Origin of the sequence: Verrucomicrobium sp. BvORR034 (assembly GCF_000739635.1) — a bacterium.
Taxonomy (GTDB): domain Bacteria; phylum Verrucomicrobiota; class Verrucomicrobiia; order Verrucomicrobiales; family Verrucomicrobiaceae; genus Verrucomicrobium.
The window spans coordinates 32,595-58,621 of the sequence record NZ_BATQ01000015.1 but is presented as its reverse complement, the minus strand read 5'-3'; the positions used below and the strand labels follow the sequence as shown (position 1 = coordinate 58,621).

At 61.5% G+C, this 26,027-nt stretch carries 22 protein-coding genes; all 22 read right to left on the bottom strand.

Going from position 1 to position 26,027, the window contains the following annotated elements; genetic code table 11:
* On the bottom strand, positions 1 to 139 hold a 139-nt coding region (locus BV034_RS34410), incomplete at its 3' end, for an aminoacyl-tRNA hydrolase (RefSeq protein WP_343123281.1).
* A 47-nt stretch (positions 140 to 186) separates the two neighbouring features.
* The gene (locus tag BV034_RS03340; protein ID WP_050024115.1) at positions 187 to 861 is read right to left on the bottom strand and encodes a 50S ribosomal protein L25; all 675 of its coding nucleotides are present in this window, start codon (positions 859 to 861) and stop codon (positions 187 to 189) included.
* 69 nt (positions 862 to 930) lie between these two features.
* A complete protein-coding gene (locus BV034_RS03335; RefSeq protein ID WP_009958572.1) occupies positions 931 to 1,869 on the bottom strand; it encodes a ribose-phosphate pyrophosphokinase in 939 nt (312 codons plus the stop codon).
* A 120-nt stretch (positions 1,870 to 1,989) separates the two neighbouring features.
* On the bottom strand, positions 1,990 to 3,885 hold the full coding sequence (locus BV034_RS03330; protein ID WP_050024112.1) for an O-antigen ligase family protein: 1,896 nt from the start codon (positions 3,883 to 3,885) through the stop codon (positions 1,990 to 1,992).
* A 15-nt stretch (positions 3,886 to 3,900) separates the two neighbouring features.
* Positions 3,901 to 5,091 carry a glycosyltransferase family 4 protein gene (locus tag BV034_RS03325; RefSeq protein ID WP_050024110.1) on the bottom strand — a complete coding sequence of 397 codons (1,191 nt, stop codon included), beginning with the start codon at positions 5,089 to 5,091 and terminating at the stop codon, positions 3,901 to 3,903.
* Positions 5,092 to 5,096: 5 nt separating this feature from the next.
* A complete protein-coding gene (locus BV034_RS03320; RefSeq protein WP_050024108.1) occupies positions 5,097 to 6,398 on the bottom strand; it encodes a nucleotide sugar dehydrogenase in 1,302 nt (433 codons plus the stop codon).
* A 35-nt stretch (positions 6,399 to 6,433) separates the two neighbouring features.
* Entirely contained in the window at positions 6,434 to 8,257 is a 1,824-nt protein-coding gene (locus BV034_RS03315) for a heparinase II/III-family protein (protein ID WP_265592572.1), read from the bottom strand.
* Positions 8,258 to 8,272: 15 nt separating this feature from the next.
* Complete coding sequence (locus BV034_RS03310) at positions 8,273 to 10,438, bottom strand: bi-domain-containing oxidoreductase (RefSeq protein ID WP_050024100.1); 2,166 nt, start codon at positions 10,436 to 10,438, stop codon at positions 8,273 to 8,275.
* Positions 10,439 to 10,821: 383 nt separating this feature from the next.
* Positions 10,822 to 12,198 (bottom strand): phenylacetate--CoA ligase family protein, encoded by a 1,377-nt coding sequence (locus tag BV034_RS03305; protein WP_050024098.1) that lies wholly within the window; start codon positions 12,196 to 12,198, stop codon positions 10,822 to 10,824.
* Between the two features lie 16 nt (positions 12,199 to 12,214).
* Complete coding sequence (locus tag BV034_RS03300; protein WP_265592571.1) at positions 12,215 to 13,630, bottom strand: DUF362 domain-containing protein; 1,416 nt, start codon at positions 13,628 to 13,630, stop codon at positions 12,215 to 12,217.
* Positions 13,614 to 14,810, bottom strand: coding sequence for a nickel pincer cofactor biosynthesis protein LarC (gene larC / locus BV034_RS03295; RefSeq protein WP_050024095.1), 1,197 nt, complete (start codon positions 14,808 to 14,810; stop codon positions 13,614 to 13,616). Before larC ends, BV034_RS03300 begins: the two co-directional genes overlap by 17 nt.
* A 37-nt stretch (positions 14,811 to 14,847) precedes the next feature.
* Positions 14,848 to 15,600: a nickel pincer cofactor biosynthesis protein LarB gene (gene larB / locus BV034_RS03290; protein ID WP_050024093.1), complete on the bottom strand. Its 753-nt coding sequence runs from the start codon at positions 15,598 to 15,600 to the stop codon at positions 14,848 to 14,850.
* Positions 15,597 to 16,508 carry a class I SAM-dependent methyltransferase gene (locus tag BV034_RS03285; protein ID WP_050024091.1) on the bottom strand — a complete coding sequence of 304 codons (912 nt, stop codon included), beginning with the start codon at positions 16,506 to 16,508 and terminating at the stop codon, positions 15,597 to 15,599. The genes larB and BV034_RS03285 overlap by 4 nt, the downstream gene beginning before the upstream one ends.
* Before the next feature lie 38 nt (positions 16,509 to 16,546).
* The gene (gene larE / locus BV034_RS03280; protein ID WP_265592570.1) at positions 16,547 to 17,398 is read right to left on the bottom strand and encodes an ATP-dependent sacrificial sulfur transferase LarE; all 852 of its coding nucleotides are present in this window, start codon (positions 17,396 to 17,398) and stop codon (positions 16,547 to 16,549) included.
* Positions 17,388 to 18,137 carry an exosortase-associated EpsI family protein gene (locus BV034_RS03275; protein WP_050024089.1) on the bottom strand — a complete coding sequence of 250 codons (750 nt, stop codon included), beginning with the start codon at positions 18,135 to 18,137 and terminating at the stop codon, positions 17,388 to 17,390. The genes larE and BV034_RS03275 overlap by 11 nt, the downstream gene beginning before the upstream one ends.
* Positions 18,138 to 18,150: 13 nt before the next feature.
* On the bottom strand, positions 18,151 to 19,143 hold the full coding sequence (locus BV034_RS03270; protein ID WP_050024086.1) for an exosortase/archaeosortase family protein: 993 nt from the start codon (positions 19,141 to 19,143) through the stop codon (positions 18,151 to 18,153).
* Positions 19,140 to 20,264, bottom strand: coding sequence for a glycosyltransferase family 1 protein (locus BV034_RS03265; RefSeq protein ID WP_050024079.1), 1,125 nt, complete (start codon positions 20,262 to 20,264; stop codon positions 19,140 to 19,142). The genes BV034_RS03270 and BV034_RS03265 overlap by 4 nt, the downstream gene beginning before the upstream one ends.
* 6 nt (positions 20,265 to 20,270) lie before the next feature.
* Positions 20,271 to 21,467, bottom strand: coding sequence for a glycosyltransferase (locus tag BV034_RS03260; RefSeq protein ID WP_050024077.1), 1,197 nt, complete (start codon positions 21,465 to 21,467; stop codon positions 20,271 to 20,273).
* Positions 21,460 to 22,632, bottom strand: a complete 1,173-nt coding sequence (locus BV034_RS03255; protein ID WP_050024075.1) for a glycosyltransferase family 4 protein — start codon at positions 22,630 to 22,632, stop codon at positions 21,460 to 21,462. The genes BV034_RS03260 and BV034_RS03255 overlap by 8 nt, the downstream gene beginning before the upstream one ends.
* The gene (locus BV034_RS03250; RefSeq protein WP_038163108.1) at positions 22,629 to 23,318 is read right to left on the bottom strand and encodes a class I SAM-dependent methyltransferase; all 690 of its coding nucleotides are present in this window, start codon (positions 23,316 to 23,318) and stop codon (positions 22,629 to 22,631) included. The genes BV034_RS03255 and BV034_RS03250 overlap by 4 nt, the downstream gene beginning before the upstream one ends.
* 9 nt (positions 23,319 to 23,327) lie before the next feature.
* Positions 23,328 to 24,440, bottom strand: a complete 1,113-nt coding sequence (locus BV034_RS03245; RefSeq protein WP_050024074.1) for a glycosyltransferase family 4 protein — start codon at positions 24,438 to 24,440, stop codon at positions 23,328 to 23,330.
* Positions 24,441 to 24,460: 20 nt separating this feature from the next.
* The gene (locus tag BV034_RS03240) at positions 24,461 to 25,999 is read right to left on the bottom strand and encodes a hypothetical protein (RefSeq protein ID WP_050024073.1); all 1,539 of its coding nucleotides are present in this window, start codon (positions 25,997 to 25,999) and stop codon (positions 24,461 to 24,463) included.
* Positions 26,000 to 26,027 lie beyond the last annotated feature (28 nt).

Genomic DNA, 26,027 nt, shown 5'->3' with positions numbered 1-26,027 from the left:
AATCCCAGCGCTTCTCGTGCCCCCAAGAGGCGGAGAATTGACCGGCGAGCGCGTCCACGACCATGAATCCAATGTTGTGGCGCGTATCGGCGTACTCGCGTCCGGGGTTGCCTAAGCCGACAATCAATCTCGGCCGTATCAACAATTTTTGGCCACCCCCGGACACATCCAGTCAAAAGAAGATGATTACTTCTTGCCGGCGGGCTTTGCAGCCGGAGCGGCAGCCTTGGCTGCCGGGGCACCCTTGCCCTTGGCAGGAGCCTTGGCGTCAGCGGCAGGAGCGGGAGCTTCTTCAGCCACGAGAGGCTCTTTCAAGATGGCCACGACCACGTCGCCTTCCAGCTTGGTGGAGACGCCTTCAGGAAGGGTAAGCTCGCTAACGTGAGTGGCTTCGCCGACGTTCAGATAGGACACGTCAAGAGCGATGGACTCAGGAAGATCCTTGGGAAGGCAATGCACTTCGAGGCTGTGAAGCACGAACTCGAGCTTGCCGCCTTTTTTCTCAGCAGCTTCAATACCGCTAAGCACCACTGGCACGGAGGCGTGAATGTCTTCATCCGCAGCCACGGCGTGGAAGTCAACGTGAAGGATGCCGCCACGAAGGTAGTCGTGCTGCACTTCCTGAACCAGGGCGAGAGCGTCGTTGGCTTCGCCGTCGATCTTCAGGTTGACGAGGATGTTGTCGGAGGCGCTGTGCTCGATGATGGCGGTGAACGTCTTGCTGTTCACTTCGACCTTGGCGTTCGAGTGCTTCTTGCCATAGATGACGGCAGGGATGCTGCCGGCCTTGCGCAGGCGCTTAACGGCACTGGTGCCTTCGGCGGTGCGCACCTTGGCTTGCAAATCGAGAATTTTGGCCATGATCGAGGTCTCCTGAGGTATATCGGTTTTGGGAAAAGGGCGGGGAAGCTACCCGCTTTCCGAAAACTGTCAACCCCTGATGTCAAAGAGTGACGTCACAGACTCATCCGAATGGATGCGTTTAATCGCCTCGCCCAACAGCGGTGCCACGCTCAATACGGTGACTTTATTGCCATGCGCCTGCGGAACGGAGTCCGTGGAAAAGAGCTCGATAATCGGTGAATTTTTCAGGCGTTCATGCCCTTTTTCGCTCAGGACGCCGTGGGAAACGCCCGCGTAGATGTTCTTGGCCCCTTTCTCTGCCAGCAACCGGGCGGCGGCGGTGAGGGTGCCCGCGGATTCCGTGAGGTCATCCACCAGCAGGACATTGCGATCCTTCACGTCACCGATCACGCTCAGGGCTTCGACTTCCTCAGCGCTGATGCGATTTTTGGCGACAATGGCAAACGGGGCGCCCAGAGCCTTCGCATAGGCGTGGGACATCTTCAAACCACCGACGTCGGGTGACACCACGACGATATCCTCCAAGCCCCGCTCGCGGATGGCCTTGATGAGCACTGGGGAAGCATACAGATGATCCACAGGGATGTCGAAGAAGCCCTGAATCTGGCCCGCGTGCAGGTCCATGGTGAGCACACGGTTCACCCCGGCAGCCACCAGGAGGTTAGCCACCAACTTGGCGGTAATGGGCACGCGGGGGCGGTCCTTGCGGTCCTGACGGGCGTAGCCAAAGAACGGCAGCACGGCGGTGATGCGGTGCGCACTGGCGCGGCGGACGGCATCCACCATGATCAGCAGCTCCATCAGGTTCTGGTTGGCCGGCGGGCAGGTCGGCTGGACGATGAAGACATCACGACCACGAATGTTCTCGTTGATCTGCACGAAGGTCTCGCCGTCCGGGAAGGTCTCAACCACTGCTGAACCCAAGGGCACCCCCAGGTTGTCCGCGATGGCTTGGGACAAGGCAGGATGGGCGGTACCGCTGAGGATTCGGAGCTTGTTGTTCATGAACGGAGGCAGTGAACAAAGATTCCCTGACAAATCAACCCGGCGATGCAGGGAAACGAAAAAGGCCGGGCAGAGTCCCGGCCCTATTTGGGTGTGATGTTGAAGACCTTGAAGCGACCGCTACGGCGCTGCGGCAGCGTCCTTGAGCATCCTCAAGTAAAACGGATGCGCCTCCCCTGTCCGTCCGGCTGCCGCCTGATCAGCCCAGAAGTAGGCCTCCTCCGCCTCTGCCCAGCGCTGCTGGCGGTGCAGATGCAAAGCATAGGCCAGCCGGGGCATCTCATACAGCGGCGCGACGCGGAGTGCATCATCGATGGCCTGCACCGCCCGTGTGGGTTCATCAAGGGCGTCGTACGCGTCGGCCAGCGCCAGGGAGGGGTACATGCTATAGGGATTGAGGCGGTGCGCACGATCCAGGTCCTCGGCCCCTCTTTTCAACAGACTCTTTGCCAGGGTCTCAGGCTGGCCAGCCGCCGTCTCAAGCCGCACCAGACCGCGCTGGTACCAGTAGTCTCCGTTCTCGGGATCGAGATCTGCCGCACGGGTCAGCCAGTCGAGCCGCTCCATCGTCACCTCCGGACTCTTGTCCTTCTCAAGCAGCGAGGCTTTTTCCGCGTAGAATTCGGCGCGACCATATTTCCATGAACCGAAGAGCATGACCGCTCCAGCGGCGAGGAGCGCGAACTTCAACAACGGCCGGCACCCCGGCACCCTCAGCGGCTTCTGACCCACGGGAGAGAATCCCGGATTGGCCAGCACCCCCAGAAGATAGGCAGCAAGCAGGGCCGGTGCCGCCACGTGAAAGTGAAACTCGAACCCCGCGTGCGCCATGGTGGCCACAATGGCAGCCGCAGCACCAACGGCGAGTCCGAGCCCGTTGCTCATGAGCGTGGCGGTCCGGTCGAACTTGTCAGTGACGAACCATCGGAGAAATCCGGCCGCATTGCGCAGGTGAATGCCTAGAACCGCGAGCAGCAGCACCAGCCCCACCCAGCCGTAGTCCGCCAGCGTCTGAAGCCATTCATTGTGCACAAACTCCGCCTCCTGAAGCCAGAGGGGCGCGATGGCCTGGCGGTAGGTCACGCAGCCTTCATAGAACATGCGTGCCCCTGCACCGATCAGAGGATGCGTCTGATGCTGCTCCAGCGCCGCCTTCCAGATCTGCATGCGGGGCTCGCCCTCCGAAAACGCCGACATGCCAAAGCGACGCTGCAACTGCTCTGAGAACACGCCAAAGAGCACCATGCCCCCCATGGCCAGCACCACCGCCGTCGCGACCAGCAGCTTGCCGACCAGATGCGGGTAGGTCTTCCACAAGATGAAAAGGCTCAACGCCGCCAGCACCACGCCGCCAGCTGCCAGTCCCACCAGGGCACCACGGCTGACCGTCAGCGCCACGCCAATCGCGGCGGACAGGGCGACAAATCCGAGGAGCAGCTTCCTGGCCGCCCCTCCACGGCCAAACAACGCCATCCCGGCCAGCACCAGGGACATCATCGTCAGAAAGGCCGCAAGGTGGTTGGGATTGTTGTAAAAGCCGCCGATGCGATGCTCGTCGCCGAAGGCACGCATGTAGCTGGGCACCACGTGAAACGACCACCGGCCCGAGAAATGAATGAAGCCCACCACCAGATTTCCCAGCGTGGTGAGCAGTAACACTCCTAGAACCCACAGCCTCGCTCCAGGATGGCTCAACACCGTGGCCGAGAGCGTGTAGGTGACAAGACAGCCCAACAGGATGAAGAGATCCTCCCGCGCATGAGTCACCACAGGCGATGTCAGCTGCCGACCGACAAAATAGGCTGCCAGCACCAGCACTGATGCCAGGCAGACATCGGCGGGCGCAAACTTCAACCGCCAGCGCCATCTCAGTGACGCCCCTACGGCTGCGAGGCCCAGCGCCACGCAGGCAGGCCAGTAAAAGAGCAGGCGCGTTTCCGTGCCCAGCACGCCCGTCAGCAGCAGGCCCAGCAGGAAGAGCCCGACGATGACGGCAGTGATGAATCGTGCGGCCATGGTTCCTTTGTCGCCTCAGGGCTGTACTGCCCGCTCATAGGCCGCCAGCAACTGCTCGACGGACTTTTCCCAGCTCAGCTCCCGGGTCAGACGGTCGTAGCCGATGCGCCCCAGTTGGGCGCTCTCAACAGGATCGTCCAGCATCTCCAGGATCGCATCCCCCAGACGCTCCGCGGAGTTCTCCATGACATAACGGGCCGCCCCTCCGGCAGAATAGCGCCCCTCCCTCGTGCCGAACATGACCTGCGCCTTGCCAAACGCCATGTACTCCAGCGTCTTGTTCATGGTGCAATGGTCGTTGTAGTCATTGATGGGATCACACGCCACACCGAGGTCCATCGTCTTCAGCCCGGTGAAAAGGAACTCGTTGCTGACCCGCCCAGGCATGTCCACATGCCCCTGCAGGCCCAGCGCATCGCGTTGTTTCACCAAATCTGCATGCTCGGGGCCAGACCCCATCAGCAGGAACTGCACGTCATTCCGCTTGCGGTCCTGCACGATGTAGCGGGCGGCATCCACCAGATAGTTCACGCCATCGGCATTGCCCATCACCCCGATGTATCCCACCAGATGCTTGCGGCCCTTCTTGAGTCCCTCATCAGCGGGAAGTGAGGTGTTGAGACGGTTCGGCGCGGTGCGGACGACAAAGACCTCGTCGTCCTTTTTCCCGCCGCGATGCTTCACCGCCGCCAGCACGCTCTGGTTCGTGGCCATGACCACATCGGCGACAGCCAGGGTACAGCGCTCCGCAATCCGGACCGCCCAGTAGAGCAGCCCCCGCCGGCCAAACTTGGCCTCGAACATCTCCGGCCAAAGGTCATGCACATCGAAGATCACCTTCACCCCTCCGATCAACTTGAAGGGCAGGGCTACGAGGAACAGCAGGTCGGGCGGATTGCAGAGATGCACTACATCGAACCCTTTGCGACGCCAGGCCTTGAGCGCGCAGCCCAGCTCACCCCACAACGCACTGGCGTACTCTCCCAGGAACCCCTTGATGCCCTTGGCCTCCTCGGTAATCCAGTGACGGTAGATCTGGATGCCATCCAGGACCTCCTCGGGCGTGGTGTAGCCCCGCATCTGTGGACAGATCACCGTGACATCGTGCCCGGCATCCCGCAGCGCGCAGGCCTCCTGCCACACCCGCCGATCCAGAGGCACCGGCAGGTTCTCGACAATGATGAGGATGCGCAGGGGCTTCGACATGGGCTCTACCAGCAGCTGCCCTCGTACTTCCAGGACAGCGTATCAAGCTCCCGCCATCCGTTGACATCGATGACCCAATGGTCTGCCGTCGCCGCCGTGGCCAGCTCCTCCAATGGCGCGCACTTCTGCGCGGCGATCACCACCTCGCTCTGCGCCACCACCTCGGCTGCGGTGGCCTGCAGGAGTTGCGCCAGGTGCGGCATGCGGCGCTGCATCTCTGCTTCGTTGGCCCCCATCAGACGGGAGAGATTGAGCTGCGGATCGTACACGCTCAGCTGGTAGCCCCGGCCCAGAAGCGTCTCCGCCACCGCCACCATGGGGCTTCCCCGCAGGTCATCCGTATCCGACTTGAAGGCCAGACCCAGGATGCCCACCTTCCGGGAACCCTTGCTGGTGATGAGCTTCAACAGCGCATCCAGGTGCGACTGGTTGCTGCTCAGCACACTGTCCAGCACCGGCAGGCTCACCCCTTCCATGCGGGCGAAGGAGCTCAACGCGCTGACATCCTTCGGCAGACAGGAGCCGCCAAAGGGGTTGCCGGGCTTCATGTAATAACGGGAGATGTTCAGCTTCTCATCCCGGCAGACCACATCCATGATGCGGCTGCCATCCACCCCCAGGTGCTTGCTGACGCGGCCGATCTCGTTGGCAAACCCCACCTTGAGCGCGTGGAAGTAGTTGCAGGCGTACTTGATGGTCTCCGCCCCTTCCCAGGCGAGGATCTCGGCATTCTCGCCGAGAAGCTCAAACGGCTCTGTGCCAGTCGGAGGCGCTCCGTCATGGGTGCCCACCACGCAAAGGGAGGGTTCACGGAAATCCCGTACCGCCGTGCCTTCCCGCAGGAATTCCGGACAGTAGTAGATCGTCACCAGCCCGGCATCGAGCAGCGGCTGGAAGAAGTCGTGCACCATCGTACGGGTGCTCCCGGGCAGCATGGTGCTGCGAAAGATGATGGTGTGAGCCGCGTCCTTTTCCTTGACCGCGTCCACCAGTTGCTGGGAGACCTTGCGCACGAAGTCCAGATTCAGACGCCCGGATTCCAGCGACGGGGTGCCCACACAGACGATGGAGACCTCTGACTCGGAAACCGCCTCCGTCACATCGGTGGTGGCCCGCAGACGCCCGCTCTGCCGGGCAGCCTGCATCAGCGCATCCAGACCGGGCTCGACAATGGGCGACTCCCCGGCATTGAAGGCATCCACCTTGGCCTGTTGCACATCGGCTCCAATGACTCCATGACCTTTGTCCGCAAGACAGGCTGCGGTGACGGCGCCGACATATCCGAGTCCAAAGATGCTAACCTGCATAGTGCTGTGAAGTGCTCGCGCCCACCATCAAGAGATCACTCCCGCGTCCAAACACTTTTTACGTTCAATTCTCCGACCACCTCAATCACCTGGCAGTCCTCAAACCTGCCATAACGACGGGACGCCATCCCGGTCATCAAAGTGCAGGAGGTGGCGTTTTCAAACGTCACCCGCCAGCGCCTGCCCTGCCGCTGTAGCAGGAATTCAGCCTCACCGGCAGGGGTCACCTCCACCTCAGGAGCGAGATGCCAGCGGGTCCGCAGGTCAAAAGCGGAGCCTCCCGTCACGGTGTCCTCAATGCAGACCCGGTCATCTCCGACGATCGTCACGGACCGTTTCCAATCCCTGCCTTCGTGACATAGACTGGCGGTCAATCTGCCGCCTTCATCCTCCAATCGGGGAGCCACATGGTGGTCCAGAAGGAGAAACGTGCCCAAGCGGCGCGGGGTTTGGAAGCCTTCCGCGGGCTGCGGGCCATTGTGGGCTTCCCAGGCGGCCAGAGCCGCGCGCTGCTCTTTCATGCCGTAGTAGCCACCTGTGCCTGGATCAATGACCAGCGCCAGATCCCCATCCCATACGGAGACGTGCAACGCATCCCCATGCCCATGGGCGGCCATGGCCCCGAACCCGAGCGGCGAGGCATCCACCCGCAGCTTCCACCCGTGGTTTTCATAGGTCGCCATTCCGCTGTCCGGAGCCACCCACCATCCTGAAGTGGTCGTCGAGGCCTTGGGCGAGGCCCCCAGCCAAAAGCGCAGGGATTCCCCAGACGTCCGGCCCATCAGCCAGGCCTGCCACTCGCCCTCCGCCAGATGCCGGTCCAGGCACAGGGGCACCACTTCGGCGTCGTCAGAGTCGCCATAGTGCCAGGGTTCGGTGGGCTGCACCGCATGTACAAAGAATGAGGCCGCCCGCAGCAGCCGGTTCCAGGCCTCACCGCGCTCCACCTTCATGAGGCGGGCGCAGTGCCACGCCATCTCCCACGCAAAGAGGTGGTAGTGCAGCGCCTGTTCACGGTTGCCTCCATCCGGCGCAAACTGTTCGAGGACACAACGCTCCACCTCGGACCACAGCCGTCCGGCCGGGCAGACCACCACCTCAAGATCCGGCCAGCGTTTCACCGCGTGCAGCAGCCCCGCCAGCTCGCCCAGCAAGTGGTTGTTGGCAGAGGAGCCGAAGGACAGGTAGCGCCAGATCCACAGGGCGTGAGGTGCCACCACCTGCTGGACAAGCCGGGACTGACTCTCCTGCACGGCCGCGTTGCCACTTGCCTGCACCAGGGCATCGAACCAGGTGAAATTGATAAGCCTCAGCCCTGCCTCCAGCGGGCTCGTCCAGTGAATGCCGTAGCCCACCGGATTTTCCTGAACCCAGTCCTCCAGCCAGTCCTGGGCAGTCGAGATGGCCGTAGCATCTTGACTCAGCCAACCGTGCATGGCCAGACGCACCATCTCTGACCACCGGCTGATCTCCCACAGGGTGCGCACATCCACTCCGGCGGGCAGCGACCGGTGATTCAATTGATGTGCCAGTCTCTCCTTGGGCGTCACAAGATCGCCCAAGGGATCCCGATGCCATGAAGGCGGACAGGCAAGTTGCACCTCCCGCCAGCCAAAGAGATGCCATCGTCCAGCCCGCAGGCTGGCGGCATCTTCGGCAAGCCGTTGTTTCAACGATGGCGGAGCATCGCCAGCCTCTGGCAAATGAGGAACACCCGGCACACACTCACCTGTTCTCACAGGGCGAACACGCGCTGCGAAACCCGCGTCAGACCGGTGTTTCCAGCGCTCCGTCACCCGGTGCCAAAGCTCGGGGACGCTCATCGCCCGGAGGCGATGCAGATACCATCCTATCGACATGATTTGAAACCCGACCTACAGCTTGACTGGCGCATTCTGCTGGAGGCTCTCCAGCACACCAAAGGTCAGCAACATGCTCTGGCGCGAGTCCGCATAGGGCAGCGGATGAGGAGCGCCGCCGCTCAGGAAAGCGGCCCACTGCTGCATCTCCTCCGCATGGCCCTTGGAACCGTACTTGTGGGTCACGGCCTTACGCCCCTTGTACAGCGTCAGCTTCTGGAAGTTCTCGCACTCCGCCACCAGACCCGAAGCAAAAACGCGGAACGTCTCCTTGGGGAACGCGTAGTCGCCTTCCGCCGTGTAGATGATCTGGGCACAAGAGCCGTCCTCGAAGGCGATCTGTGCCGTAACAGAGTCTGGGAAGCTGTGGCTTCCTCGCACCGGCCAGACCGTCTGTGCCGTGACCTGAACGGGACGCCCCAAGAGGTGGCAGGCAAAGTCAAAGAAGTGGCACGCCTCCCCCAACACCCGACCGCCGCTTTCATCCAAGTTCGCATACCAATGATCTGGGGCCAGCTTGCCCGCGAAGACATGGAAGGCCAGCGTCTTTGGCCCAGGAATGCCAGAGAGAGCTTTTTTCACTTCCGCTGTGGCCGGGGCAAAACGACGGTTGAAACCCACCAGGACGCTGCCGGTGGAAGATTCCATGGCCGCATCAATCTCCGCAAGCTCCTGACGAGTGAGGCACAACGGCTTCTCCACGAAGACGTGCGCTTGCTTTGCCAGTGCCTGCAGCACCAAGGGCGCGTGCAGGTGGTGTCGGGTGGCAATCACCACGCCCGCGTTTTCAGACGAGGCGGCCAGCACGGAGGCGGCATCGGTCGCCGCCTCAGCAAAGCCGAACTTCTCCTTCACATGCCGGGCACTCAGACTGGTCTGGTTGACAATGGTTCCGAAGGGCACCCGCCCTTTCAGATGCGGCAGCAGCATGGTACGGGCGAAGTTGCCCGCCCCGATGACGTGAAGCGCGGGCACAGACCCTGTCGGCTTCTTCTCTCCTCGAACCTCAGGGGCCAGGCGGGTGTGGATGGTTGGCACGATCTCTTCTGTAGCCGATGAGGACGATGCGTACTCCAGGACCACGCCAATGTCTGCGTTATCCGACGCCATCAGATCGTTGTACACCGAAACGGCATCATGAAAGGCTGCCCGTCGGGTGGTCACGGGTGACAGATTCAATCCGCCGGACTTCATCAAGTGCAACGCCGCTTCAAAGTTGCGGTTCTCTGTCCACCGCACATAGCCCACCGGGTAATCCCGACCACCCCATTCATATTGGGGATCGTAACGCCCCGGGCCATAGCTGCGGGAATAGCGCACTTGAATGTCTTTCATGTACGCGGTCTTCCACTCCAGGGTGGCATCGTAGATGCCGACGATCACCATGGTGCCGCGATCCCGCAGGCACGTGATCGCCTGCTCGGCTGGAGCCGGAGACTTGCCCCCCACGCAGAGCAGCACCGCGTCCACACCCAGGCCTTCCGTCCATTCGCGCACTGCATCTTCGACCTTCGTCTGACCGGGATGCACCACGCGCTCCGCGCCCATTTGTTTTGCCACATCGAGACGGGAAGCGACGTAGTCCACGCCCATGACGCGCGCGCCGCTAGCAGCGAGGAGAGACGTGGCCAGTTGACCCACCAGCCCCTGGCCCATGACCAGCACGCGGTCTCCCAGTTTTACGTCTGCCTGCCGGACGGCTTGCATGGAAATGGAGGTCAGCGTGGTGTAAGCCGCCTGCCAGCCTGCTACCCCATCCGGAACCGGAGCCGCCAGAAGATCCGGCACCGCCACGAGTTCGGCGTGAAACGCGCACTCTGCCCCACCACAGGCTACGCGATCGCCCACGCGGAACCGGGAGTTGCCTTCGTCCACTGCGATGACCTCCCCTGCCGCGCTATAACCGAGCGGCGAAGGCGATTCGAGACGGTTCTTCACCTTCTCCATCGCCGCCCTCCAGCCCAGGGTGCGGGCCGTGTCCAGCACCTTCTTCACCTGGTCCGGCCGCGCCTTCGCCTTTTGCAGCAGCGACATGCGAGCCTGCTCCACCTTCATCTTTTCCGTACCCGGGCTGATCACCGAGTGCGTGACCCGCACCAGGATACCCCCGGGAGGAGGCGTCGGCGCAGGCACCTCCTGAAGTTCAAGCCGGCCGTCCTGGTATTGTGCGAGTTGTTTCAAAGTGGGAAGTGGTGAAAGGACGTTCCTTCAGACAGGATTTACAAGATTTTTAGAGATTAACAGGATGGGGTGTTTTTTTTGGGGGGGGCGGGTGAGGTTAGGACAGAACTTGCATGATTTCATCTCAGATCCAATCGACAGGAGTCACTGGGGTAATCCAATCCATTCGACGCATCGGAACTCGAACCCGGAGGGTTCACCATGAATAGCCATAGGTCGGCCGAGCGTAGCGAGGACTACCTATGGTTGGCGTCTGCGCACCTGAGCCGCGGAGCGGTTCGCCCATCGCCTTGCCCGTCCCTGACGCCATATCCTCAGAACTCATACGCCGGATTCAAGACCAAGCCCGCTTTCTTCCACAAGGCCTCGTCTTCCGCATTCCGCTACTTCTTCACCAACCATTTGTGCTTCCCTGCGGCGGTCTTTTCCACTTCCTGAACCTCACGCATCACCAGCTCAAAATCATCGCCCAACTTCCGGCTCAAACCTTCCTGGATGCCGCGGGTGGCCCCGGTCCATCCCGGGCCGGTTTGATACCGCAACTCCACTCTCCCGGGCTCGGCCTGGCAAAACTGCACAGCGCACAGGCCGTCGAAGATGCGATCGTGCATGTTGATGGCGGTCAAAGAAATCTGCCGGCCCGTGGCACTGACAAGAAACTCATACTCCCGGCCAGCCACGGCTTCCACAGAGGGCCACGGCCGCTCCCCTGCGCCTTGGGACGCCACCTTCACATAGTCGCCCGTCCGGTAGCGCACCAAGGGCATGACATGATTGTGAAACGTGGTGCCGATCACTTCCTGAAACCCTTCTTCATTGGGCGCTCCGAACTCCACATACCCATAGCCCGGCCAGAAATGGAGCAAGTTGGACTGTCGGCCCTGCCCCGCCAGCACTGCCCGCTCACTGTGCCCATACCAATGGAACACTGGAGCACCGAACACGCCCTCCAGATACTGTTGGGCTTCCTGCGTCAGCTTTTCGGAACCACAGAGCAGCGACACCGGCTTGAACGCAAGCTGCACCCCTTTCTGCTCCAGCAACCTGGCCAGGATCAGCGCCGCCGAAGGATACATGTGCAGATGGCGCGGCTGAAACCGGTTCAGCGCGGTCACATACTCATCCATGCGCTCCGGAGTCAGGTGGTACGATGAAAGCACCAGCCAGTTCCGCGTGGCATCATAGTAGCTGATGCCGCCGCGGGCCTTGGATGAGGTCACCATTCCCCGGACCACTGCCACCTTGTCCCCCACGCGGTAGCCACGCCGGGACCACTGTGCCTCCAGATAGGCCTGTTCCTTGGGACGGCTGACTCCCTTTTGCAGATAAAAACCGACAGGGACGCCGCTGCTTCCGCCGGTGGTGATGTAGAGCCGGTCTGCCGCACCGTAGCGCGGATTCACCATCTCCTCGCGACTCGCGATCAGATCCTGTTTGGTGAGCAGCGGATAGTCCTTCAACTGATCCAGCGACTCCAGCTTCCGGGGATCCACCCCTGCCGCCAGAAAGCTCTCCCGGTAAAAGGAAGACTCACCGGCCGCGAGCAACGTCTCCCGCAACTCCTTCACCTGATACTTCGCGATCTCTTCCTGGGACCAGCCTTCCGACGCCGCAGCCTCGCGCTGGAAGCGCTCATACTCCTTGCCGTGACGCAGTCGGGCCGGAATAGCCCGGTAGGCCCGTCCCACCAGCGATTTCACCGGCTGGGGGGCCGCCTCGTAAACTCGCAGGAGCGGGTAGAGCTTGTCTTCCAGGGACATGAGTCAGGCAGGAGTGCTACGACTTCCGCTCCACATGGTTTACCCAGCCGAAGTGCGGCTTGAAATGATAGGTATCCGCCGCTTCGAACCGGCTCAGGGCGCGGCTCCAGCGCGGGTCGTTGGACCGCACGGTGATGTCATCGAACCCAAATCCGGACACCGGCTTGCGACTCACCTCAAACGCTCCGGCCAGCATGCGCACCTTTTGCCAGTCGAAGCCCATCAACCCCGCGCACACGGTATCCACGGCCAGCGGATTTTGTCCGGCCACGATCACGCCGCAGGCTTTGGGATCAGGGGCCATCGGGCCATTCCCCTCCCCGCCCACAATGCCATCCACCACCGCGAGATAGCGACGGGGGCTCGTGCGGGGTGCGCCAGAACCATCGAAATAGAAGAGGCACTTGTTCAGGTCCACGACCATGCGCCAGCAGGTGTCATTGCCATGCCAGTTGCCGGATCGCACCACCTTCTGGGTGTCACCGAAAATGAGACGCCCCACTTTCTTCAACGGGACAAAGAGCTTGCTCAGGAGGTGTTTCCCAAAGAGCACCTTCTTGATCTTGCCCATCAGGGAGTGTTCCAGCTTCGCCTTCACTGTCGCTGCGGGGAACTGGTCTCCGCCTTGATCGGGCGTGCCCTCAGTATGGTGAGGCAGCCAGTTTTTGTTGGCGTTGATGCCCACTAAGTTCTTCAGCGCACAGGTGAGCCCGACCTTCTTGTGGCACTTGAGCTTCGGGATGTTGATGAGCACGTCCGCATCCATCGGCGTGCGGCAGAGCATGTACTCATGCGTCTCCTCCTGATGGCGTTCATTTGTCTCGGCCATGTTGTAGGAGGCCCCGTAGAGCTTCCCGAGCCCGTGGAAAAGAACGAACTCACTGTCCGCATTCAACCGCACATGGGTGGAGCCCAGCGGGTCACCCGGAAGCTCCGTCTTGCTGACCGTCACACCGTCCACCGCATGCCACTCCTCGGGTCGCAGGTCCAGCAAGGCAATCTTCACCCCCGGGAAATCCTGCTGGCAGCGGGCCACCATTTCATCCAGCCGGCAATACTTGCGCAGGGTCGCGAAGGATGAGTCCGTCTGAGGAGCATCGCAGATGATGATGGAGCCGCTCTCACGCAACAACGGTGCCACCCAACGGATGACTCCTTCGATCACGGCGGGATGGGTCACCACATGCTCCCATTGATCCGGGCCAGGATGACGTTCGTCATGCTCCTTCACCCAGTTGGGCTTGAGCACGACCTTCTCGTCAGGCCGGATGAAGTCCGGTGCCAGATCAAGCGCCGCCAGCGCCCGTCGCGTCATCGCCACCACTTCTGGGCCGTCTGCATAGGTGGCAGCCCCCTGCTCCACCGAGACCAGAGGGACACCGAAACCAGGAATCAAGTCAGCCGGAGTTCCCATGTCAGTGTTTGTGACCATGCGCCCCTTCATGCACCGACCGTGCTGCCGCCTCGGCCGCGACATAAACGTCGCGTAGAGGCACCCCGGCCTTGCGGGCCAGGATGCGACATTCCTCGAACTCCGGCGCATACTTGTGCGCCCCTCCGGGAAGATGGGAGACTTTGACAATGGCCTCGCCAAACTGGGTCTTCACCCGGATGCAGTCCCGCGGCAGGGTGCTGCGCTGCATGCTCTGCTCACGCACCCCCAGAGAGCTCGTCTCCGTGAGAATCAGGTCCCGCATGGCCGGCTGGTCCTCCGGCTTGGCGATCACATTCAAGATCACGCCCGGACGGTTCTTCTTCATGTGCGTGGGCGTCATGGTCACATCCAGGGCTCCAGCCTCCAGCAACCGCTCCATGATGTGGCCATGTTCTTCCGCCGTCTGATCGTCGATGTTGGTCTCCAGCACCGCCACGGTGTCTGTGTCGAACTTTAAATCGCCAGCACCTTCGCCAATGAACACCCGGCAGAGATTCGGGATGGCAAGATCCCAGGTGCCCGCACCATAACCCACCGCATCCAGACGCATGGCCGGCAACTCACCAAAATGCGAAGACAAATGTTTCAGCAAGGCCGCTCCCGTAGGAGTCACGAGTTCCGCCTGAATAGGCGATCCCACAATGGGCACGCCTTTCAAGATGCCCACCGTGGCCGGTGAAGGCAGCGGAATGGAGCCATGGGCCCCCTGGATGAAACCACGCCCCAAAGGCAGCGGACTGCAGTGCACGCGGTCAATCCCCATGAGCTCGATGCCCGCGATGGTGCCCACGATATCAATGATGGCGTCTTCACCACTTACCTCATGCAGATGCACCTCCTCCACCGGCATGCCGTGAATGCGAGCCTCCTCGGCAGCGATGATGCGGATCACCTGCAGAGCCTGCTGTTTGACCGCGTCGCTCAACGTGCTCTCCCGCACCACCCGCTCGATCTCGGGCAGTGGCCGTGAATGAGGCTGGGGACTCACGAGCACGTCCACCTTGGTGGCGGTGAAGCAGTTCTTGTCCACGCGGCGGACACGAATGTCCCAGCCGCTGATGGGGAGCTTGGCCAGTTCCGCCCGCAGGTCGGCTTCTTGCAAGCCAGCATCCAGCAGCGCGCCCAGGAGCATGTCGCCACTGGCTCCGGCAATGCAGTCAAAGTAGGCGGTTTTCATGAACTAATTGGAGAACTGGCAGGTCTGGGGGTCAGTCTCAATCCCCTTGTACGATACGCAGCGCCAGCATCGCCGCACCAAAGCCATTGTCCACATTCACCACACCGATGCCGGTGGAGCAGGAGGTGAGCATGGCCATGAGCGCCGTGAGCCCACCGAGATTGGTGCCGTATCCCACGCTGGTCGGCACCGCGATGACTGGGGGCCGGACCAGCCCCGCCAGCACACTGGGCAGGGCACCCTCCATCCCTGCAACAGCAATGATGACCTGGGCTGTTTTCAAATCGTCCAGCCGGGCCAGCAGGCGATGCAATCCCGCCACGCCCACATCGTGAACCCGCAGAGCGTGATGTCCCGCAAACTCCACCGTCCGCGCCGCCTCCTCCGCCACGGAAAGATCCGACGTGCCAGCACACACCACCGCCACCGTCTTCACTGCTGCAGGCACTGGCATCCGTCCGATCTGAAACAACCGTGAGGTTGGATCATACTCGCCGTCCGGGAAGACGCTCAGAAGACCTGCTGCATGCGCCTCAGAGACCCAGGTGGCCAGTGCACAGCCATGCGCCGCCACCAGGCCCTCCAGGGCCGCCCGGATTTGCGCCTCGTTCTTGTGCCGGCCATAGACCACCTCGGGCAGGCCCAGCCGCAGCACACGGTGCGTATCGAGCGACAAGCCAGGTGACTCACTGAAAGGCAGCGAGCGGAGACGCTCCGTTGCTTCCTCAATCCCAACCCGCCCCGCAGCGACCCCCTGCAAGAGTTCCTCAATGTTCCAGCCGTTGCTCATGAGCCTGCCTTTTTCACATGGGCCACCAGCAGCCAGCCGATCCGGGACTTCAACCACTGGCGAAGTCCTTCAGGCACAAACGGGATCATGCGGGAGCTCATGTGCGTGACCGCAGTGCGCTCCGTCACCAACCCCGCCTGATGCAGGGATTCGGCAAACTGGCTGGCGGAATAGTGCTTGTGATAATACCCGTCCGTGTAGAAGCGCTGGACACTGGGGAACGAATGTCCCTGCAGGACCTTGCCCTTGACCACCAGCCAGTACAGCCCCTTCAACCAGTAGCGCATGCTGTTGCGATGGTACACCATGATGAGACCGGTGCCCCCGGGTTTCATCACCCGGGCCACTTGCTGATAGCACTGCTCAGGGTTGCTGCTGTGATGAAGCACCCCCCAGGAGTACACAAAATCAAAACGCCCGTCTGCAAGCCCGTCCAGCTTCTCCGCATCCATCTGCCGCACCTCCAGGTTGGTGATGCCTTTGAGCTCGGCATTTCTCCGGGTGAGCTTTACCGCCTGTTCTGTGATGTCCACCGCGGTGACATGGGCTCCCGCCCGGGCAAAGGCGCAGGCGGCAGAACCCGCGCCGCAGCCAATTTCCAGCACCTGCTTGCCCGCAAGGGAAGTGAAGTCGACTTGTTCCCGGATGTAGGGATTGGTGCCAAAATAGAACCCGTCCGTCCGTTCAAAGTCCTCTGCGGTCACCGGTTCACGCTGTTGCGATTCCCAGTCCGCATAGGTCATGGGAAGATTCTCCCACCAGACCCGGTTCTTCTCGTTCACCGCCAGGTCCGACGCTTCGATCTCGTGATTGAGATTCGTCGTCCGCTGCGTGCCCCATTTTTCAATAGCCCGGGCCTGATCGTCTGATTCAGGCGACGGTTGGGAAGGTGGGTTTAGCGAGCTCATAAGGAGACAACTTTAAGGATGTCTGTGGAACTGAGCCGTCAGGGATCTTGCATCGCGGCACCACGGCCCGTCTTCAACACTTTGTTCATGCTGCCCATGGAAAGTCCGTCCAGATCCAGGGTGACGTACACCCATCCCAGCGCCTTGAGTCCACCGACCAATTCAGCCTGACGTTCCAAAACACGGGCGAAACTTGACGAGGGCACCTCCAGGCGTGCGATGTCGCCATGGTGACGGACGCGAAGTTCGCGGAAACCGAGTGACCTGACAAACATCTCTGCAGCCTCGATCCTCGCCAGAAGGCTGCTGGTGACCGCGGTGCCATACGGAATGCGCGAGGAGAGGCAGGCAGCGGCAGGTTTGTCCCAGTTTGGCAGACCAAGGTGCTTTGCAGCAGCGCGGACTTCCGCCTTGCTGAAGCCCAGTTCATGCAGGGGACTCGACACACCATGCTTCTTCGCCGCAGCCCGCCCCGGCCTCAAATCAAGCGTGTCCTCGGAGTTCATGCCATCCAGGATGTGGGGTATGCCCTGCTCCCGGGCGTAGTTCAACAGGGCGGCGTAGACATGATCCTTGCAGTGAAAACAACGGTTGGGGGCATTCGCCGCATAGGCCGGATCATGCACCTCCAGGGTCTCAAGGAACACCAGCCTGGCTCCCATGGACCTCGCCAGTTCAGCAGCATCGTCGCGTTCCTGTCTGGGCAGGCTGGCAGACACCGCTACGACTCCCACAGCCTCATCCGCAAGCACATCCACTGCCACCTTGAGCAACAGGGAGCTGTCCACCCCGCCCGAGAAAGCGACCGCCGCCTGCTTCATCTCCGCCAGATGGTGGCGCAGCGCGTCCAGCTTCCCCATGAGCAGGTCGCCGGTTCCGTTATTTCCCATGACTCATGGCCGTATGGCCCTTGTCAGGCCCGTCTGGCATCAATCCTTTTTGAAACTTGGGTGCCAGCTGCCGGATCAGGTCCGCCAGCATCGCCACGGTCTCATCACTGTTTCGACGCCGCTGCCCCACCTCTTCCGGGGTGAAGTCCTCCGTCACGATGGCCATCAACGACGGATAGGCCCAACGGTGATTGATGTTGCGGGCCACATTGTCCCAGAGGGTCAGCCAGATGCGTTCGCTGTTGCTGGGTGTGGTGACATCGGTGCCCACGAACCAGTAGAGATAGTGCCCGCGCAACTGGCGTTTGGTGCCGTCTGACATCGTGATGGGCTTTTCGATGTACAGATCCTTCACCCGCAGCCGCTTCCCTTCGCCCATCTCCACCTGAATGATGCGGCTCTCCATCAGGTTCCAGCCCTGTCCCTGGAGACACACTTCCGGACGGTGGATGCTCTTGCGTTCCGCACCACTGAGCACAATGGAACAGTGGGCGATGTCGCGTCGATTCAGGTCCAACGTCGGCGTGTAATACTTCGCTTTGGCAAACTCCGTATCTTCCGGCAAAAGGGCCTTTTCCACCGGATCCGGCTCCTCCATCTCTGCCACAAACTTGGTCAAATCCTCAGGCAGCGTCATGATCACACCCGACTCCTGCCCACCCCGGATCTCGGGGGAATAGACACACACCACCACGGTGGCGGTGAGGAACAAGCTGATGATGAGGGCGCGGTAGATCATGGCATCAGGCCTCTCAATCTTTCCAGTAGGAACGCGGTTTCTCCGGACCCAGTACCCGATTGAGCAGTGTTTCCACCCCCATCAGGCCAGCGATAGCGAGAATGAAGACAGCCACTCCAGTGATGAGGTGAAAGTTGGAGGTGTATTCCTCCCCTTTGCCCAAGGCGAACTCCTGCCCGAACAACATCGTCGCACCGATCAGGGCCAGGATCCGGATCATGTTCGCCACGATCGCCAGAGGAATGCTCATGGCAAAAAGCACCGCCTGACGCCAGAACGTCCGCTGGCGAAAGTAGGCAAACAAAGCCGAGACCATGATGAGCGCGAAGAGTGACCGCAGACCGCTGCAGGGCCCGTCCACATTCAGGCGAAACCAGCTTCCCTCCAGACGGGTGGGCGTGGCCGCCGAGATGAGCCGGGTGCCATCCTGCACAGTGTCCACAGAGAAAAAGTTTAGTACCTTGGCCGTCACCGTGACCATCAGGTACCGGAGCTTGAAGGCCAGCGTGTCTTCCAGAAACAGATAGGGCCAGGCAAATCCCAGGATGAACCAGGCAAACACGAGAACGCGAAATTGCCGCCATCCCCAGAGCCACAGGATGATGGCCGCCACGAAGAGCTGAATGCTGGCGTAGCCAAAGTAGTAAAAGTTCCCCCGATAGCCCGCCCAGTACATCGCCATGGCCAGAAAAGCCACCACCAGCCCCCACACAGACGGCTGCTCGGGCAACAACTCCAGTTCCTTTCTCCGGCGCCAGCCCAGAAAGACCGCCAGGGGCAGCGCGAGCGCACCATGCTGCCAGGTGGGGTCCGACCACGAATTCAGCAACATCTTGAAGATGGTGCGGCGGAAGTCTCCGTAGCCTGCCGCATACGGCAGCATGAAAACCAGCCAGAAGAGCGGCAGCATCACCAGCCCTAATGGGATCCACCGCTTCCATGAACCATCTGACTCAGCCCGGGAGGCTGAGGGCGCTGCGGCGGAAGTGTCCGAGAGGGTGCTCATGCCTTGGCGGCGATCTCTTCGTAAACGGATACCAGCTTTTTCACATGCGCCTCCCAGGTAAAGCCCTGGATGTTTTTTTCCCCTTCATCGCAAAGCCTTTCACGAACGGCTGCATCCGTCATTACTTTTTCCAGAAATTGTGAAAGTTGCACTGGGTTTTTTGGCTCGTGGTACAGGGCTCCTGCGCCCCCCACCTCCTTCATGCAGGAAGCATCTGCCAGCACAGCGGGCAGACGACACGCCTGGGCTTCGAGAGTGGGTCTCCCAAATCCTTCATACGTACTGGGGAAGGAAAGCGCGTGACAAAGCTGACAGATCAGCGCCACATCCGCAGGCGGGATCACTCCCAAATCAATGATCGCCTCCGCGATTCCCAGTTCATCGATCATCGGCCCAAAGCCATCTCCCCGCAGATTGGGTCCCACTTTCACGAGCTGGACCGGCAGGTCCCTTTCCTTCCGAAGATGGGCCACCGCTTTCAGCAGCGTCGGCAGATTCTTCCGCTCGATGTTGTTCCCAATGTTCAGCACCAGCAGATTCTTCTCCGCCAGCGCCGCCAGTTCCGGGAACCTTGCCGCTGCCTGCTCGCGCGGCAGGGGACGAAACACATCGGTATCGATGCCATTGTAGGCCACCACGACTTTCTCATCGGGCAGATCCAGATGGTGACGCACTTCCCTGGCGAGAGTCTCGCTCACAGTAAAGATGCGCTCTGCCCGCTTCATCATGCTCACCCGCAGCCTCCAGGCATGCAGGGCGGGTCCCGTGAGGGTCGGCGCCGTGAAGTGGTTCAGGTCATGGCAGGTCACCACACTGGGCTGCCACGCGGCACAGAGGTGGCCATAGCTGTGGTCAATGACATGCAGGATCGGCCGGGTTCCGTTCTGGTTGTATTGCGCCCCCATACGACGGGCACGCCACGGATAAAGGAAATCACGAATGATCCGCTTGCCAAACGGGAGACTGGCCAACCCCTCCTCCGGGGCGATGTCCACGACCCGCCAGTCCGGCGCAGAACGGGCGTACTGCTCCAGCGTGTTTGCCTTGTGCAGGTCGATGCTGGTCCACTTCTCCGCACGGAGCACGGGAGCCAGCAGGATGGTAGGGTGATTCACAGCCATGTTGTCCTAAAGTCCGGCCTCCTGGATGACGTGACGCTCCAGCGTCGCTTCCCCGTGCCGCGTGGTGACCAGGGCATGATCCACCATCCATTGCCAGAGGGCGGCACCCCGGGCATGCGCGCTATGGGCCTCGCCCACTTCGCGGGAGATCTTCCGCATCGGCTCCCTCACCCGGGCGGGCATGAGCGACTGCATCTTCGCGGCAAAGGAGGCAGTGTCCTCAGGGTCAAAAATGTATCCGTTCTGGCCGGGCTTCACGAGCGCCTCTGCCGCTCCGGCGTGCTTGCTGATGAGCAAGGGCAGCCCCAGGCAGGCGGCCTCGTGCACCACGGCAGCGTAGGTGTCCTGACGGGTGGGCAGCACAAAGACATCGGCACTGGCCAGCGCTTCGCGGATGGCCGCTCCGCTCAGAAACCCGGTAAACTCCACGTGCTCCCGCAGGCCCAGGGCGTGGGCGAGTTCATGGAGCCAACCCGCATCCCCTCCTCCAATGAGCCGGATCCGGAAGCGGTTCTCTCCGTTCTCCTTCATGCGGGCGGCGGCCTGCAGAAGCAGGTCCAGGCCCTTGCGACGAATCAACTGGCCCAGATAGGCAAAGGTCACCACCTGGCTTGGAGCATGGTCAACCGGCACATAGAGACGGCTGTCCACCGCATGATAGGTCGAGATCGTCGGCACGTGTTTCCGGCTCAGCGGCTGATGCGCGGCGGGGCAACACGCCACCACACCATTTACCAGCCTGCCCCACAAGGCATGCCACCAGCGGGTGCGACGCCCGAAGAACTGCGCATTCCCCCGCCCCACCTCGGTGGAGACACAGACAGGAATCCGGTGCCACCGGGCGTACAGAAGGGCCTGCAACGTGAAGGGCGAGAACTCATGGATCAAGATGCCCCGCACATCGCGCTCCGCGAGCCGGGCCCACATCTCCCGGGCTGGCAGCTGTGTCTGGTATCGCGTGGCCCGTCCCTCCAGAGCGGCATCATTGGCCTTCAGGTCATGACTCGTCGAATGCAACGGCACGATATCGAGGTTGTCAGCACGAGGTGTCACCAGTTCCTCGGGATGTTCGCTGCCGTGCTCCGCCGGCCAGAGCAGCATCGTGCGCCAGCCCTCCGGCTGAGCCTGGGAAAAGGCTTCGTACAGCGGCTTGAAAAAGGTACCGCGAGCCTTGGTCACGATGGCCACCGTCGGTTCAGACATCCTGCACCTCATTCCTCGGTTTGGTGGCCGCCGTCATCACCAGTTCGTCCGCCAGACGGCGGGCATACGTCTCGCTGTCCATGGCCGCATGCACGTGCAGATCTCCGGGCTGCCACGCCCCCGTCACAAAAGGCTCAATCACTTCCGCCATTTGCACCGGGTCAAACTCCATGAACCGGCCGTTGCGCCCGTCATCCAGGATCATCTCAGAGCCATGATGACGGGTGAGAAAGAGCGGCAGCCCCGACGCTGCGGCCTCGACCTCCACCAAGGCAAAAGCCTCGGAGTACGAAGGGAACAGAAAGGCATCCCCCGCTGCATAGTAGCGCTCCACATCTGACACCATGCCGCAGAACACCATCCACTCCCGCCAGTCGGGATGTGACTTGTCCAGGGAATCGTGCAGGGCCTGAAGTCTTGCCGGCGTGCCACCGACCACAAGCAGTTTCACCTGCGGGTGCCGCTGGCGCACGATCTTGAGCGCCTCCACTGCCAGGAAGAATCCCTTGCGACGGTAGTGCCCGGCGCTGGCGAACACAAAGACCCGGTCACCCGGCTGCAGGCTTAGTTGTTTCCTTGTCGCCTCACGATACGGGGCCCGCACCCCTTCATGGAACCGCGCGGCGTCGTAGGAGTTCGGCAGCACCTGGATGCGAGTCTCCAGGCCTTCCTCACGCAGATCATTCGCCACCGCATCCGACGCCGGGATGAAGAGGCGGGCCGTGGTGGTCTTCAAGAAATGCCGGGCCATCACCAGGGTCACGAGGTTCACCACGCGCTCGTACACATCCCGCAGGGACTTGATGCCCAGCACCCGCTGACGCAGCTCCCAGTCGAATGGGGAAAACTGCACATGGCACACGTCACAATCCGGCAGATACCATGCAATGGTGTACACGAGATCGGGGCGAGGCTGACGCTTCTTTTGGAACAACCACCAGGCACGCAGCCGCGCCCAGAGGGCAAAGACATAACCGCCAATGGTGTGCAGCCGCCCCAGAGTGGGGAGTTTCACGATCCGGTCAATCGGCAACCCATCATCACAGTACCAGCACCAGACCTCGATCTCAAAGCCCAGTTCCTTGAACCGCGGCAGGGACCGCACCACGCCCTTCATGGAGGGGCTGGTCAGACTGACATTGGGATCGACGATGAGCAGCTTCATGCCTTCTTAAACAAGCCCAGAATCCCAAAGGGAAGGTCAGCGCGGCGGTCTTCCGGCCCCAGGGAGGTCTCCGCGTCAATGAGCGCCACCGGTACAAACGCCCCGTGCACCGGCAGCTTGTCTGCCTTCATGAACCGGTTCACCGTGCCCCGGGTGAGGAAATAATCCGTATGCAGCAGGGTCATGCCCAGCGGCTCAAACAGCGCCCGCAGATCCGCCTCGGTGTAGCCCTCCCGCACATGCCCGTCATTCGGAAAGGGCTCCGGTGGATGCGGCACGGTGATGATGGCGTGGCCGCCCGGCTTGAGCACCCGGATGAGCTCCGAAGCCGCCTTCTGGTGATCTTCGATGTGCTCCAGCACCTGGGTGGACATCACCACGTCTGCGGTGTGATCAGGCAGCGGCACCTCCAGCAGGGAGCCCTGGATCAGCGTTGCATCCGGACGCCGCCCCAGATTGCCGCGCATCACCTGAAAGGTTGGCTCATCAAACTCCAGCGCGATCCCCTTCTCCGCATAGCCGCCCACGAGCGCCTTTCGCATGAATTCACCCGAACCGGCACCACCGTCAAACAACACACCCGCCCGGGGAATCTTTTCAAAAGCATCACGCAGGCGGGGCCACTCCACCCGGTAGCGGATGGTGTTCTGGGTGTAGCAAAATCTTCGGAAGAGGGATCGCAACATGGGAAAAACTCAATGGAGGGATGATGGAGGGCCCGCGAACAGAGCGGGGAAACTCATTCGCAAATCCGGCGGCAAAACGCCGGACACTACTCTCAAATAACCGCGGGCCACCTCGCCGGCGCGGTAGGGTTTCAGGTACAACTCACGCCCCTGCAAACGCTCCGTGCGCTCTGCTGGAGACAACGCCAGCGCCGCTTTCAGCGCCCGAATCAGCCCTGGCACATCGCGATTGGGAAAAGTGAATCCGTATGGCCCGATGGTCTCCGCCAGCCCGCCGCCCTCAGAGCCCACCACCACGCAGCCGGAGGCGATGCCTTCCAGCGCCACGATACCCACCGGCTCCTGATACCGGGATGGCACCACCAAGATGCGATGGCGGCGCATTTCCCGCACCACGCCTTCACCATCCATGGGTCCGGTGAAGGTCACCCAACGGGCAATTCCCAAGCTGGCTGCGCGGGCGATCAGCACTTCTCGCAGTTCGCCATCCCCCACCAGAGTAAGCCGGGGCGAGTCGTCCGCCGGTGATGGCCCTAGAATCTCCGCAAACGCTTCAATCAACTCTTCGCATCCCTTTGACCATGTGATCCTCCCGGCAAACAGCACATCGCCCGGGCGGGCCCCTTCCACAGGATGCAGTGCGAACCGTTCTTCGTCATAGGGATTGCGCACGATGGTGGATTCCACCGGCAGCAGATCCCGGCACCAGGCATTGCACGCAATCACGGCATGGGCCCGATACAGCAATGCCAGCATCAGTCTGCCCATCCAGCGGTGCTTCCAGTGCTCCACCTGCGCAGGAGGCGTGTATCCGGAGATGGACAGCACCGCAGGCTTGGACGGCATCCAGAACAAGGGCAGGGCAAACTTCAGATAGAAGTGATTGAAGAACACCGCATCTGCCCACTGGTAGTGGCTGTGAAGTTGCATCAGTGAAAGCTGACGGTGCACGGTAACGCCGGGCAACTGCGGATCCCATTCACCTGCTGTGGGTGTCACAATGCGGATCTCCACCTCCGCGAGCCGTACGAACTCACGGGCAATCAACCTGATCATGGTCTCCAGCCCGCCCACTTGCGGCAGGGTGAAGGAGACCAGGAGCAGTCTGACGGGACGATTCATTGGCAAAGGTTCACGTGCCATCACCGACGGTTCGGACGCATGCGGATGCGAGCCCGCTCCTCTCTGGACACGCCTGCCAACGGCAGGCCTTTGGGCAGCGGGGCGACAGCTGGCTCCAGCGCAGCTTCTTCCGCCTCTGCTTCCTGACCACGACGGTACACCACTGCGGCCAGCCCCACGAGCGTGGCCAGCACCAGGTTGATGGGAACGGTGTGGGTGTTGTTCCCCGACATGAGCGTGCCGATGCCGTTCACGCCCACCACCGCCACCACAAAGATGATCACATCCCGGTTCACTGGATCACGAATGCGGAACGTGAAGGTGTGCACCGTCTTGGCCATCCAGATGAGGAAGCCCATGCTGATCGTCAGCCCCACAACGCCAAAGTCGATCAGGATGCGGTTGATGACGTCATGACTGTAGTCATCGCTGTCGAAGGCCACGATCGCGTTACCCTTCCCAAACAGGCTGTACGACTTGGCTTTTTTCAACCGGGTCCAGCCCTTGAGGCGGTCGGCAAAGGTTCCCACCTGCACCACCTTGGACGCCCAGCCGCTCCCTTCAATGCGCATGCTGTCATTGGCATCGCCGAGCCGCGCCAGGAGAAAGTCTGAGGCCAGAATGCCTGACAGCAGGGCCACGGCCGTCGCGCCGTAGAAAAACTTCGTCCCAGCCGGGGTGCGGAACAACAGGTACGCCCCAAAGGTGATGAACGGCAAAATCAGAATCGTCCGCTGCGTGGACACAACCAGTCCGATGAAATAAATGATGGAGCCAAGCCAGAACAGCGCCCGCATCTTCTCATAGCGGATGGCATGCCACACGCCGAACATGAAGAGGTAGGTGATGACGCCGAATGCGGAGGAACTCCCGGCAAACCCATAAGGCCGGGCCTCCTCCCCCGCTCCCAGCATCTGACCGGACAGCACCGGCGAAAAGCCCTTCCGGGCGTAGAACCATTCCATCTCGGTGAAACCCCAGATATACTGGCGCATGGCCCAGAGGACCCAGGGCACACCCAGCCAAAACTGCAACCGGCACAGCCTCATGGCCGCCTCCTTGTCGGGCAGCAGGTAGCACATGACCGCAGACAGCCCCAGATAGAGACCGCCGTTGATTGCATACTGCACCCGCCCGCTCATGCCCCCGCTGGAGTCAGAGAAGAACAGCATCGCGGTCATGACCGCAGAAACGATGGAGATGATGATCGACGTCCGGTCCGGCACGGGTCCGCGCAACAGAGACTGGGCCGTCGTACCCAGCAGAATGGCCCCCACCATGGCCATGGAGAGCGCCAGCACCTCCATCACCGTCATCATGCTGGAGGTGCCGTAGTACACGGCCAGTTTCTTGTAGTAGTCCGCGTAGAAATTGACCCAGCAGAGCAGAACGAGCCCCGTTTTCGGTGTCAGGAAACTGATCAACACGAGCGGCACCGCCACGTACTTGAGCAGCCCTGCCAGCCCCCCGGTGGGGTTGAAGATGATCTGCAGGATCACAAAGATGCTGCAGATCAGCCCCAGGACCATGACAAAGACTGTGATGAGCCGGTTGTTCATGTGATGTCGATATAACCTCCCCCTCGCG

Coding starts and splice junctions, on each gene's coding strand:
- BV034_RS03265 (WP_050024079.1), bottom strand. CDS start 20,264: ATGGCTGTGAATCACCCTACCATCCTGCTGGCTCCCGTGCTCCGTGCG.
- BV034_RS03250 (WP_038163108.1), bottom strand. CDS start 23,318: ATGTTGCGATCCCTCTTCCGAAGATTTTGCTACACCCAGAACACCATC.
- BV034_RS03330 (WP_050024112.1), bottom strand. CDS start 3,885: ATGGCCGCACGATTCATCACTGCCGTCATCGTCGGGCTCTTCCTGCTG.
- BV034_RS03275 (WP_050024089.1), bottom strand. CDS start 18,137: ATGATCTACCGCGCCCTCATCATCAGCTTGTTCCTCACCGCCACCGTG.
- BV034_RS03285 (WP_050024091.1), bottom strand. CDS start 16,508: ATGAGCTCGCTAAACCCACCTTCCCAACCGTCGCCTGAATCAGACGAT.
- BV034_RS03335 (WP_009958572.1), bottom strand. CDS start 1,869: ATGAACAACAAGCTCCGAATCCTCAGCGGTACCGCCCATCCTGCCTTG.
- BV034_RS03260 (WP_050024077.1), bottom strand. CDS start 21,467: ATGTCTGAACCGACGGTGGCCATCGTGACCAAGGCTCGCGGTACCTTT.
- BV034_RS03320 (WP_050024108.1), bottom strand. CDS start 6,398: ATGCAGGTTAGCATCTTTGGACTCGGATATGTCGGCGCCGTCACCGCA.
- BV034_RS03240 (WP_050024073.1), bottom strand. CDS start 25,999: ATGAACAACCGGCTCATCACAGTCTTTGTCATGGTCCTGGGGCTGATC.
- larE (WP_265592570.1), bottom strand. CDS start 17,398: ATGGGAAATAACGGAACCGGCGACCTGCTCATGGGGAAGCTGGACGCG.
- larC (WP_050024095.1), bottom strand. CDS start 14,810: ATGAAAACCGCCTACTTTGACTGCATTGCCGGAGCCAGTGGCGACATG.
- BV034_RS03255 (WP_050024075.1), bottom strand. CDS start 22,632: ATGAAGCTGCTCATCGTCGATCCCAATGTCAGTCTGACCAGCCCCTCC.
- BV034_RS03325 (WP_050024110.1), bottom strand. CDS start 5,091: ATGTCGAAGCCCCTGCGCATCCTCATCATTGTCGAGAACCTGCCGGTG.
- BV034_RS03315 (WP_265592572.1), bottom strand. CDS start 8,257: ATGTCGATAGGATGGTATCTGCATCGCCTCCGGGCGATGAGCGTCCCC.
- BV034_RS03300 (WP_265592571.1), bottom strand. CDS start 13,630: ATGGTCACAAACACTGACATGGGAACTCCGGCTGACTTGATTCCTGGT.
- BV034_RS03245 (WP_050024074.1), bottom strand. CDS start 24,440: ATGAATCGTCCCGTCAGACTGCTCCTGGTCTCCTTCACCCTGCCGCAA.
- BV034_RS03340 (WP_050024115.1), bottom strand. CDS start 861: ATGGCCAAAATTCTCGATTTGCAAGCCAAGGTGCGCACCGCCGAAGGC.
- larB (WP_050024093.1), bottom strand. CDS start 15,600: ATGAGCAACGGCTGGAACATTGAGGAACTCTTGCAGGGGGTCGCTGCG.
- BV034_RS03305 (WP_050024098.1), bottom strand. CDS start 12,198: ATGTCCCTGGAAGACAAGCTCTACCCGCTCCTGCGAGTTTACGAGGCG.
- BV034_RS03270 (WP_050024086.1), bottom strand. CDS start 19,143: ATGAGCACCCTCTCGGACACTTCCGCCGCAGCGCCCTCAGCCTCCCGG.